The organism is Aquimarina litoralis, assembly GCF_019295435.1.
In the GTDB taxonomy this organism is placed as follows: domain Bacteria; phylum Bacteroidota; class Bacteroidia; order Flavobacteriales; family Flavobacteriaceae; genus Aquimarina; species Aquimarina litoralis_A.
Window position 1 is genome coordinate 154231 of sequence record NZ_WEKL01000003.1, and the last position, 12094, is coordinate 166324.

The 12094-nt window shown below is 32.5% G+C and carries 8 protein-coding genes; 4 read left to right on the top strand and 4 right to left on the bottom strand.

Annotated features, from left to right (window positions below; all coding sequences use genetic code 11):
- Window positions 1-22 precede the first annotated feature (22 nt).
- Complete coding sequence (locus GBO31_RS02850; RefSeq protein WP_219006802.1) at window positions 23-2950, bottom strand: triple tyrosine motif-containing protein; 2928 nt, start codon at window positions 2948-2950, stop codon at window positions 23-25.
- Between the two features lie 418 nt (window positions 2951-3368).
- Here GBO31_RS02850 and GBO31_RS02855 point away from each other — a divergent pair, with 418 nt between their 5' ends.
- The 4 genes from GBO31_RS02855 (at window position 3369) to GBO31_RS02870 (ending at window position 6232) form a co-directional block, all read left to right on the top strand.
- Entirely contained in the window at window positions 3369-4247 is an 879-nt protein-coding gene (locus GBO31_RS02855; RefSeq protein ID WP_219006803.1) for an alpha/beta hydrolase family protein, read from the top strand.
- Window positions 4248-4274: 27 nt separating this feature from the next.
- A complete protein-coding gene (locus tag GBO31_RS02860; RefSeq protein WP_219006804.1) occupies window positions 4275-4508 on the top strand; it encodes a hexameric tyrosine-coordinated heme protein in 234 nt (77 codons plus the stop codon).
- 318 nt (window positions 4509-4826) lie between these two features.
- Entirely contained in the window at window positions 4827-5318 is a 492-nt protein-coding gene (locus tag GBO31_RS02865; protein ID WP_219006805.1) for an SRPBCC domain-containing protein, read from the top strand.
- A gap of 5 nt (window positions 5319-5323) precedes the next feature.
- Entirely contained in the window at window positions 5324-6232 is a 909-nt protein-coding gene (locus GBO31_RS02870; protein ID WP_219006806.1) for a helix-turn-helix domain-containing protein, read from the top strand.
- A gap of 7 nt (window positions 6233-6239) precedes the next feature.
- Here GBO31_RS02870 and GBO31_RS02875 read toward each other — a convergent pair whose 3' ends face one another.
- The 3 genes from GBO31_RS02875 to GBO31_RS02885 all read right to left on the bottom strand — a co-directional run bounded on the left by GBO31_RS02875 (window position 6240) and on the right by GBO31_RS02885 (window position 12083).
- Window positions 6240-7133, bottom strand: a complete 894-nt coding sequence (locus tag GBO31_RS02875; RefSeq protein WP_219006807.1) for a helix-turn-helix transcriptional regulator — start codon at window positions 7131-7133, stop codon at window positions 6240-6242.
- 78 nt (window positions 7134-7211) lie between these two features.
- Entirely contained in the window at window positions 7212-11405 is a 4194-nt protein-coding gene (locus GBO31_RS02880) for a di-heme oxidoredictase family protein (protein WP_219006808.1), read from the bottom strand.
- Between the two features lie 219 nt (window positions 11406-11624).
- Entirely contained in the window at window positions 11625-12083 is a 459-nt protein-coding gene (locus tag GBO31_RS02885; protein WP_219006809.1) for a T9SS type A sorting domain-containing protein, read from the bottom strand.
- Window positions 12084-12094 lie beyond the last annotated feature (11 nt).

The following is a 12094-nucleotide window of genomic DNA, read 5'->3' on the forward strand; positions in this document are numbered from 1 at the left end:
TTTTATTTTGCACTAATTGTATTTAAAATTTAATGATATAGTCCGTCAAATTGGTGGTTGTGTCCAATTCCATTTTTTTCCTGATTCTAAAACGTAAAGATTCAATTCCTCGGTAAGAGATCCCCATCAAAGGAGCAATTTCTTTACTTGATAAATTCAATTTCAAATATGCACATAATCTTATTTCTCTGTGATTAAGATCAGGATATGTTTCTCTTAGACGCTGTAATGAATTATCATGGATTTGGTTAAAATGAGTTTCAAAATTTTTCCAATTATTATCTCCTTTAATTTGGTCGTCTAGAGATTTTATTATTTTTCTTAGTTGCTTTCTATTTTCTCCTTCAGAAGTGGCATACACCTGATCAATAGTCTTTTTGAGTTGTAATAAATGATTGTCTATTTGCACGATTTGCATAGCAGAAGATGCTAGTTCTTTGTTTTGACCTTCTAGATTTTGCTTTAGAAGTTTATTATCTCTCTTTATTTTATCATTCTTTTCTTTGAGTCTTTTTTCTTCAAACTTTACTTGCTGTAACTCCATCTCTTTCTGATGAGCTATTTTCAACTTTTGAATACCTTTTTTCCTTTGTTCATTCTTAATACGAAGTATAGAATACAAGACCAATAACACAAACAAAATATACACAACCCACATTGGAGAGGATTTATACCAAGGAGGTTTAATGACAAACTTATATTGTGCTTCATCTCCTATTTTTCCATAAATATTTTTAGCTCTTACTTTGAAGATATAAGAACCGTAAGGTAAAAAATTATATTCTTTTTGTGTTTCTGGACTCCAACTGGACCAATCCTCTTCCAAACCTTCTAAATAGGTTTGATATTGTAATGAACTAGGGTGTTCATAAAATGGCGCTGCATATGAAAAATTTAGTTTATTCAAACGGAATGGAATAGGTTTCAAAACACTATCTTTCTGAATATCCGTAATATAATTCTTCACATTCCCGTATACAATAGAATCCTTTATTTTGACATTTTTCAATAAGGTCTTGAACTTAGAATCATAGTTTAATTTCACATCTTTATTGTATATGATTACACCATTTTTTGATGTAAAACCTAAGTCTCCATTTTTAAATTTTATTATTTTTTCAAAAGCTGGTATCAGCTGATTTTTTAATCGTTGAAAAGGTTCTCGTATGATGGTATAGTTCCCAGTTGGATCAAAATCTATGATTCCAATATCATCATCTCTGTCATACCCTTGAATAAAAAGAATTTTAGTATCAGAAATCTTCTTTAATCTTCTTATTAATTGCTGATCCGTAAGAATACTTTCATACTTATCATTTATCATCATAGAATCTAGCTGTTTATTATATTCATAGATACCTGATTGAGTTCCGAATAGTTGTTTTTCTGTACTTACCTCATCTAGTAAATTAATAAATAGATTACTAGGAAATCCTTTTTGTTGGTCGTAGAAATTGATTTCTAAGGCTTCTTCATAGGTAGTATTTAGTTTTAATTTATAAATACCTTTATATCCATGAGATATCCATACTGTATAGTTATCATCAATAGTTACTTCTCTAGCTACGTCATCAAATCCTTTAATTTTATGTTTTAAAATCCAATTTCCTTCGATTTTTTCATAAACCACTAAACCTGAATAGGTTCCCTGTAACAAAAGATTTTTTTGATTTGGTATTTCAACAAAGTTCCATCCGCCCGGAATATTACTTATGGTAGTAACTTTTCCATTTTTAATACTATAAGATCCGTCATGTCCTCCTACTAACAATTGCTCATCAACAATTGACAAATCCCAAATCTGTCCTTGAATTTCAGATTTTTTCTTAAAACGATCAGTAATTTGCGGTAGCGGCCAAGGACTATAATAAACACCATTAGAAGTAGCTACATATAAGGTATCTTTATGATTTTTTATATCATAGGTGGTTCCATAAATTCCATCATCTTCAGAAAGTGTATAAAAAGGTGAATTTAATTCTAAATAACTAATACTCCCATCCAAAGTTGCCCAAAGATTGTTTGTTTTATCTAGAAATAAATCGATTACATTATTTCCTAATAATTTATTATCTCTATCAAGTTTTTGTAAAATTTCTCCAGACCTATTCAAAAAGAGAATTCCGTTATTTGTAGTACCTATACAATAGATGCCATTATTCAATAATATCGCCTTAGATATATTCAAATTTTCCAATCCATACTTCTCATTTGCTCCCCAAGGAAATAACGTATTATTTCTAATTAAAAAACCACCTTTTTTTTGTGTAAAAACTAAAACAGTATCTGCATCATAAGGAAGCATATGCTTAATAGCATAACTGGCATATACGTTTTGAGAAAAAACATGTTCAATTTCATAATCTATTAATTTCCTGATGTTATTTTCATTATCAATAAAATAGAGCATGTTATTAATCTTATAACCATTTTTTGCTCCATATGGATTAGGAATACATTGAATACTATTATTTAAGGTATTGAATTTTATAAAAAGTGTATTTGTACAGAAATAAACTTCATCCCTGATTTTAAAGATTCCCCAAACGAGAGAAAAATTTGTACAATTCTTGGCTAAAAGTTGATTTAATGATCTATAGTAAGCCTGATCAAATGAATTTTTTTCTACAAATCCGATTTCGTTATTACCACCAATATATATTCTAGAATCATCTGCTAATATGGAGCTAATATGTGATCTATTATTGGGTTGCAATAGTATATCCCAAGAAGTACCATCATATTCTAATAAACCATATTCATTGGCAAAATATAAAGTCCCTTGTTTAGTTTGAGTAATATCATATGTTTTAGGGGCAGCATTACCTATATTCTTGCTAGAGTAATTTCTAATTTGGGTAATTTTTTTCCATTCATTCTGAGTAGTTCCTTGCCAAGGCAAAAAAAAGGATATGAAGAAAAGTGTAAAATATGTTTTATAGCAGAACATTTGTTTTGAGGTCTTTTGTTTTTGAGGATAAAATATTTTCAGGGATACAAAATTCTGAATAACGCTCTTAAATAATTAAAATTATATTAAAATACTAAAACGTATCCTAAGAAGAAAAGATTTTACCGCCCAAACCAAAAAACAATATACGGAAAAACCATTAAAACGTTAAAGCTACTATAAATACTTAATGTTTTGCACTTTAAAATTCAACGCAAACGTTTGAGTAAATTCGAATAAAAGATTCATAATTAGTGGCACTTAACCAAACCAACGACAGTTATCCACTGATCATATTTCAATATATCTTCTGTATTACTTATGGTTCAAGTAATTTGGTTTATGAAATAAGTAAAACAACTTATTCTCTTGATAATAAAGAACATAATTTTGTACTAAATCATTAAAACTTAAAACTATGTTCGGAAAAATGATCTCAGATATGATGGTAAAACCTGGTAAATCACCAGTGTTTGAAACACCGGAAAAATATAATCTTGATTTTGAAGATGTAACCTTTGTGGCATCCGATGGTATTACACTTTCGGGATGGTTGATAAAAGGAGGAACAGACAAAGTAATTATCCAATCCCATTTTGGTGTTCAATGTTCTCGTTGTGGATTTACGCAAGAAGGAAAAGGAATGATGAAAAATGTATTGTGGACTAGCGATATTCACTTCTTGGATCAAGCAAAATATTTAGTGGAAGCTGGATATTCAGTTTTAATGTATGACATGCGAAATCATGGCAATAGCGAACAAAATGGTTGGGTAACTTGGGGATTAGAAGAAAGAAAAGATGTAGTTGCCGCTTTAAATTATATATCTAATCATAAGGATTATCAAAATGCAAATATCGGATTACTATCCATATGCATGGGGCAAGGCGCAAGTACCTTCGCTTTCGGGATGGAAGATATGAAACAGTTTTCTAACCTAAAAACTATGATTTCGATTCAACCTCTTACCTATGATTATTTTGTAAAAGCAATGGGATTACCCAGTTTTTTAATAAAATCAGGAAATACCTACAATAAACAAAAACGCAATATTTCGCTAGATGGAGATTCCTTTTTACCCTACGTAAAAGATATTTCAGTGCCAACATTGGTCATACAAAACAATAACGACCCTATGACGAATATGGGGATGGTACAGCAATATTATGATAGCCTAACTGTAGAAAAAGAAATGTTATTTCWTGATTTAAAGAAAAAAAGAGGAGCAACCTATGCTTGGTTAGGCAAAAATCCTGAGCCAATCATTAATTGGTTCGATAAATTTTTGAAACTATAAAAGAGCAAATTAATACCTTCAAGAACAATGAATGAAGATAATTTATGGCTTCCGTCATTGATTACAAACAATCCTCAAGAAGGGTTTGAGCTTGCTATTAAATTATCCCAGATGGGTATAAAAGCTAGTAACTCCAACAACGAATTATTTAAAAATACAGAATTAAATTACTACCCCAATGTGATTAGAGCATCAAACCTTTCACAACTAATAGCGCTTAGCTTTCATACCATTGCTTTAGCGAACAATTATTGGAAATAATCTTTTTACCAAAGAGCATTTAACGATATTAATAGTGATGATTGTATAAGGTTTTTGATATTATTACTAAATTTAAATACCCTCTCATATTGCCTTATTTTCCAAATTAGAAATGATAAAAATTTAGATTAAATAGACATTCGAAAATTTATTGTACATACGAAAGGAACACCTTCCTAATTTAAAGAATAGAACTGTTTTTTTTTAAGAAAACAGGTAAGAAATAATAACATATTTGACAACTATAAATTAGTATTGCACATTTATTAATAATTATTTTAATCAAATTGGCAGTAGAATAACTAAACATTAAAACTTATGTTCAATTCAAAAATTTTGATAGTTATAATAGTACTATTAGCTATCCTTATTATCTTATATTTCACTGGTAAAAAGTCAGTACATCATGAAATTACTATCAATGCAAATCCAGAAAAAGTTTGGACAGTATTGACAAATACTAATGATTATGATATGTGGAATCCAGTAATGAAATTGTTAGAAGGTGAAATAAAAGAAGGTAACAAAGTGAAATATCAATTTACCCAAGACACCAATACTATAAGTCAAATTCCTTCTACAGTAAAAAAAATAATTCCAAAAGAGTTACTTAACCAAGCTGGAGGCATGCCTTTGATATTAACATTCGATCATAAATACATTTTAGAATCATCTCTAGAAGGAACCAAGCTAATCATTCATGAGGATTATAGAGGTATAGGAGTTAATTTCTGGAATCCAAAACCAGTCGAAGAAGCGTATACAAGGCTTAATAAAGCTATTAAACAAAGAGTAGAATCATTATATTAGTAGTTATGCAAGAGATTATAAAAATTGAGTCTATAAGCCAAGTACACGACTTTTTTCAACTACCTAAACCGAAACATCCACTGGTGTCTGTGTTACCTATTACAGATGAAATGACCAATTATGATTATGGGGACTACTCTTATACTTTTGGGTTTTATCAAATAAGTTTGAAGAAAGGAATTTCGGGTTCTCTTACCTACGGAAGAAATTCGTATGATTTCCAAGAAGGTACTATGATTTTTATGAAGCCTAATCAAGTAATTAGAATAGAAAATAATCAAGAATATAAAGGAGCTTCAGGATGGACTTTGCTTTTTCATCCAGATTTAATTAGAAAATCTGAGTTAGGAAGAATTATAAACTCATACTCTTATTTTAGTTATGAAACTAATGAAGCACTTCATTTATCAGATATTGAAAATAAATCACTTACTGAATTAGTTTCTAAAATTGAAAAAGAATACAATCAAAATATAGATAAACATAGTCAAGAATTAATTATAGCAAATATCGATTTGTTACTTAAATATTGTAAACGTTATTATGATAGACAGTTCTATACCAGAACTAATATTAACAGAGATTTCGTGACTGTTTTCGAAAATATAATGAACGATTACTTTAGTTCTGAAAAAGCTAGAGAACTTGGGGTATTAACCGTAAGTTATTGCGCAAAACAAATGAATATGTCTGCTAATTATCTAGGAGATTTAATACGAAATGAAACCGGGACAAGTGCCAAAGAATACATCCAAAATTTTTTAATAGAAAACGCTAAAACAAAAATATTAAGCTCTAACAAGCCTATAAGTCAAATAGCATATAATTTTGGATTTGAGTATCCTCAAAGTTTTAATAAACTATTTAAAGCTAAAACAGGGCTTACACCTACACTCTATAGAAATCTTAATTAGTACTAATTTACTTTAGATTCATGATATATTTCTTCGGTGTGATTCCAAATTTCTTTCTGAATGCTGTAATGAAATGACTTGAAGTACTATACCCTATTTCCAATGCTACTTCCTGAATTGTAAGATTATTTCTTTTTAACAATTGCATTGCTTGCATCATCTTGTAATGACGTAAGTAATCATACAAAGTGTATCCATATACTTCTTTAAAACCTTTTTGAAGCTTTGAAAATGGCAGCAATACAATTTTAGATAACTCAACTAAACTAGGAGGTTCACTGATGTTATTTTCTAATATCTCCTTTGCATTTTTTAATTTTTCAAGATTCTCTCTACATTTGAAATATGTACAAACGTTGTTTTCTTTACTCATAAATTGATGAATAAAAACACATAATAATTCATACGCTTTAGCTCTAATATAAATGCCGTTTTTATTTTGAGTTAAACTCTGGACAATTTGAGAAAGAATCACGCAATTTACGGGTGAAGTTTTTCCAGAAAAAAAAACATCTTTTTCAATAGGTTGATTTGCAAAACCCCTTGTTAGTGCTTTTCCCTCGGCAAATATTCTATGAAGTTTATGATGATTTATAGATAATATAATAATTCTTGTATTTTTATGAATAGCTACATCTAAAAGCCCCATATTACATATCAAAAAAGTACCTTTTAATAATTCCACATTTGATCTATTGTTTGCACTCACTTTACAACTTCCTGCATCACAGAAGTGAAGATGTATGCTGTTTTTAGTGTTATTTTGAAAGGAAAAAGACTCTGGTATTGTATTCTTATTTTCGTAAACCATTAATTCAAAACCTTCTTCTATTTTTATTTTATTTTTAGGCAAATGGGGAGTACTCCTAATGACATTTAGGTCCGATACATCACTTCTCATAATAACTAAAGATTTGAAAAAAAAGAGATTATCCGAAACATATTATTTTCCGATAATCTCTTTATTGATTTAGAACACTTAAAGCGTTCTTATGAATTTAATGAGTTTTGCTTTATCACTTCCACTCAATGCATTGTACTGAGAACGAGAATCGCTTGCCTCTCCTCCATGTGCCTGAATCGCAGCTTCTAACGTTGTCGCTCTACCGTCATGCATAAGAATCAAAGCTTTTCCGTTTCTTTCTAGAAGATCCATATTTCTTCCTAGACCCCATAAAGGTGGAGTTCGGTAAGGCTCGTCTGTAACAGTATGCATTTTCATATCGGTGTATGGTCTAATCACTAGATTACGGAATTTTGCCGGTGCAGAGTTACTTGTTTTTTGTGTAGGTTGATGACAAGTAGTACAGGATACTTCTCTAAAAATCCGATCCCCATCTACTACATCAGGATCTAAATAAGCAGCTGCATTTCTGTTAGGAACCGTTAAAAATTCAGTATAAGCTACTAATAAATCGAAATCATTTCCGATTGACGAAGCATTAACGCCATGATCATTGGCTAAAGCATTGCTCACTTGATCTCTAACCGTAGTTACATCTCCGTTCCAAGTAAGACCTGCCTCTGCTCCTTCTATGTATTGTAACAATCCAGTTCCATATACAGGTGGTGGCACTCTCATTTCTCCATCACCCGTTAGTTCAACTTGAGAACCTCGACCATCTCTAAAGTGACAATCTTGACAAGCTTTATCCCCAATTTTAGCAGATCCAAAGTTTGGTCTTGCCTGCACAACTTCAAATTGATCCTGTAATCCATGAAATAAATGATGTCCTTCCAAAAAGTCATCAACATCTTGAGCAGAAGTCAGTGTTGTTAAATGTTGCGTGAAAATAGCATCCATTTCTAGATCTACATGTGATCCAGAAGTAGAAAACTCCATTGTAGTAGATGCTTTACCTGCCATAGTTAATCTTGGATCTCCAAGAGAACTATCAAATCCTTTTCCAACTACTATATGCTGAAATGTATTATAAATCTGAGAACTAATCTGAGCCCCAGAACCAATGGTAATTTCATAGGTAATTACATTTCCATAGTCAAAATTGGTTCCGCAACAAGTATTTGTATTATAGACATATGCAGGGTTAGCATTTCTGATAAGTCCATTATCAAGAGCTTCAAATCTTAAGATATTAGGCAAATCTGCATTAATAGTAGTTCCACTTCCTCCAGTAGATACCGAAGTAGTATATCGATCCAGTGCTCTTACTCTTCCGGCATTGTTTTGAGAATTAAATATAAGCTCAGTATTACCATCATGTGCTCTTGGATGTCTAAAACGCATCCAATTGGCTGAATTACTTGTAATTTGACCTTGATTTGCTGGGTTTATTCTGTCATTTGGATTACGCTYATCATATTCAAACAAAGTAGAATACACCATTTGTGTTCCAAGGTCATCAGTTGGCAGACCTGCTTTTTTATACCTGAAGAAATAATAAAACTTATCATAACAATTCCCAGGTATTTCCACGGTCATTTGCCCATAATCAGTAATGGTCATTTCTGCTTCATAAAATTCTACTTGATTACAAGAACAAACAAACGTCCAGTCTGGATCTCCAAAGCCTGTGAGTACAGATCCTACACCTCCAACGTATTGAGAGGCATGAAATTGTAATTGAAGTAACGAACCGGCTCTTACGGATACATTTCTTCCGGCAATGTCATGAACCCAACCAAAATCACCTGGTGTACGACCATTTATAGGTGTTTTGAGGGCACTCATTAAATGTWTAGCATCAGGTGCTTTTGGTAATCTATCCACATTAGCTATTCTCCAAGATCCAAGATTATGTCCATCCGTATCTCCTGGAGCATTATCTCCACTATAAAAATACAGCTTTTCCCCATCTAAAGTTGCATGGAATTTTGGTGTACAATCGATTTCTCCAAACGGAACAGCTCCAACCGTATTTGTTATTCCTCCTGGATTATTTACTAGATCTGGGTCATCTACTAATACTGGTGGCCAATTATCCAAACAATCTCCTGTACATCCTCCAGATGTGGTATACATTGAAAAACCAGGTTTTTCCGATCCAGAAGCACCAATTAAGAATGCTCCTAATTGTGTGTTACTACCAACCGCCAAAACAGGATCAGGTAACGCAACTGGAGGATTATCTCCACCACCTGTTCCAGTAGTACAAGGTGTACTATCCACTCCTTGACCCAATTGAACTTGAATACTATGTATACACTGTCCCGTAGCATAGTTATCACCTTGAATTCTCACTTCTAGCGTATAGGTCTGTCCTGGTGTTAAACCATTAAATTGTGCTTCTCTCCTTCCTTTCTCATTATTAAGGACCACGTTTCCTCCTTGTCCATTTAAATTTATAACAAAGAAGCTAGGGTTATGTGATACGTCTTGATGATAAGCCACACCATCGGAGTTTAATCCCATTATAAAGTTATCCCCTTCAGTTCCCGGATCTGGGTTCGTATCATCACAGGGATCTGAATCATTTCCAGCACTAATCGTTATATTTTGCAGGAATGTAGGACATTCATTATTTCCCCATCTTGCATAGGTTTGATAGGTTCCAGGCGCGAGATCATTTACAGTTATAGATCCGCTGTCATCTGGAACATTATACGGATAGGTATTACCGCCATCTATACTAAATTCTATGTTGGTTCTTGAACCTCCATTATTAGCATCATCTTCAAAATTAAATGTGATGCTACCATCATTAACATTTGGAGCAGTTTCATCTGTCTTAGTAACATTTGCCGTTGGAATATCTGTACCAGAACATGGTTCAGGATCATCTTGATTAGTTACCAAATGCCATACTTCATTTACATTATCTCCATTAGTATCTCCTGGATTATTATCATTTGCATAGAAGTAAAGAGGTTGGTTATCATAAGTTACTTGTAGTGTTCCGTCACATCTAGCTGACAGTCCAAAACCATCAATAAAAGTATTATTTACTTGATTCGTAATAATCAGATCTTCTGGGGTTTCTACAGTAACTGGTGGCCATGTCGTGGCGCAACCATCGTAACAATCACTAAAAGGTAATGTGGGATTATCATTATCGAAAGTATATATGCTAAATCCCGGTTGACTCGAATCTTCTCCTCCAATTAGAAAAGTTCCCTTCTCCGAATTATTTGCCAATGCTATAACAGGACCTGAAACAGGTGGAGGATTGTCGTCGCAAGGCTCGCAATTAGGACCTCCACAATCGATATCTGTTTCACCATTGTTTAATATTCCATCGTCGCAGGTAGGATCTGGATCTTGTCCTTCTCCGATAAATGTAAGTTCATCTACATTCATAGCAGCATCACCATTCTGATAGATGATCTCAAAAGTAGCTCCTTGAGGAACATTTACTTCAATAGTTGATGTGGTATAATTTCCAACCCAACTCCCGTTAGAAGAAAAGCTAATGTTACCAGCATCATTTCCATTCACAAAGACTGATAACGTTCCAGATTGTTGGGAAGCATATTTGATAACTACAGAACTAGCACTAGGAACTCCTTCTAATCTGAAACCAGCATTTACAGAACTTATATAGGCAACTCCTTGACCATTTGCTGCACTTCCATCATTATAATATTGCGCGCTTCCTAGCAAACTCCCAGATTCTGCTTGTATAGTAGTTTCACTATCTCCACCGTCGGTAGTACAAGGAAGGCAATTAGGCCCTCCGCAATCAACCTCGGTCTCTCCGTTATTCAAGATACCATCATCACAAGTTTCTACTGGCGGGGTATCACATGGAGCACAATTAGGACCGCCACAGTCTATTTCTGTCTCACCGTTATTTAAGATCCCATCATCACAAGTAGGATCAGGATTATTATCTCCAGCTTGTTGTGCGGTTACCGTAAAAATATCAGAAATATACTGTCCTCCAATTGAAGAACTGATTTTAATCTGGATCTGGTAGGTCTCACCAACGGAAGCACTAACCTGTCTTTCCCAACGATTTGTTGAAGTATTAAGCTCACCAGAAATACAAGCGTTATTTAAACAAAGAAAATTAAAGCCATTTGTCCATTCAGGTTGGTTTTCAAAATATAACGTAGCCACGCCACCGTCTATCTCAATACCACTATTGGTAGTATCACTTTGGGCATAAAAAGTAATTGGAAATATTAAAAGAATTAAAGTTATTATTGTTTTTTTTAGCAGGTTTCCCTTCCTAAAAATATCGTATATATGAGTTTGATTATATAAAGACATACTCATGAAGTTAAAATTGTTGTAAGAGTAATGAAAGAGAGTATTTATTTTAATTTAGGACATACTAAATTTATTGAATCCTAAAAATCAAAAAACACAAAAAGGCTATAAACACTATCTTTCTTAGTAATATATACAACTAAAAAAGATAGTGTATTGAATGGTCTTAAAAGTTGTTGCGATAGTCTTAAAGAAATGATTTTTCTGGCTATCCTAACACTATTTATTTGTAAAAAGTAATTTCTTAGTTACTTTCTCATTACGTTTATAATCGTAATACACTAAGAAATATAGACCAGATTCAAGATCTAATTGTATATCTAAGTGATTAGATTGGTTATTTTTAAGATCTACGGATTTTACCATAGCTCCCAACTGGTTATAAATTTTAATTTGACCAGACATTTGCATGGAAGAAACTATAGATACATTACCGTCTAAAATTGGGTTTTTCTGAACCGTAAGAGTGAGTCCTTCGTCTGATTTGATATCTTCTTCATTAGGATTTAATCTATTCTCTTCACATTGATCAGCCTGTTGTTGATTTTCCCAGCATATACCACATCCTTCTATTGGTCTACATGGAGGACATGCAACTGTGGCATTTACACTAACTTGAGCAGAGATACCCAAAGAAAACATTAAAAATAAAAGGGTTATTATATGTAGCTTTTTCATGATTTATATGT

Excerpts from the sequence above, each read along its gene's own strand:
- GBO31_RS02885 (WP_219006809.1), bottom strand. The coding sequence starts at position 12,083 with ATGAAAAAGCTACATATAATAACCCTTTTATTTTTAATGTTTTCTTTG.
- GBO31_RS02875 (WP_219006807.1), bottom strand. The coding sequence starts at position 7,133 with ATGAGAAGTGATGTATCGGACCTAAATGTCATTAGGAGTACTCCCCAT.
- GBO31_RS02865 (WP_219006805.1), top strand. The coding sequence starts at position 4,827 with ATGTTCAATTCAAAAATTTTGATAGTTATAATAGTACTATTAGCTATC.
- GBO31_RS02870 (WP_219006806.1), top strand. The coding sequence starts at position 5,324 with ATGCAAGAGATTATAAAAATTGAGTCTATAAGCCAAGTACACGACTTT.
- GBO31_RS02850 (WP_219006802.1), bottom strand. The coding sequence starts at position 2,950 with ATGTTCTGCTATAAAACATATTTTACACTTTTCTTCATATCCTTTTTT.
- GBO31_RS02860 (WP_219006804.1), top strand. The coding sequence starts at position 4,275 with ATGAATGAAGATAATTTATGGCTTCCGTCATTGATTACAAACAATCCT.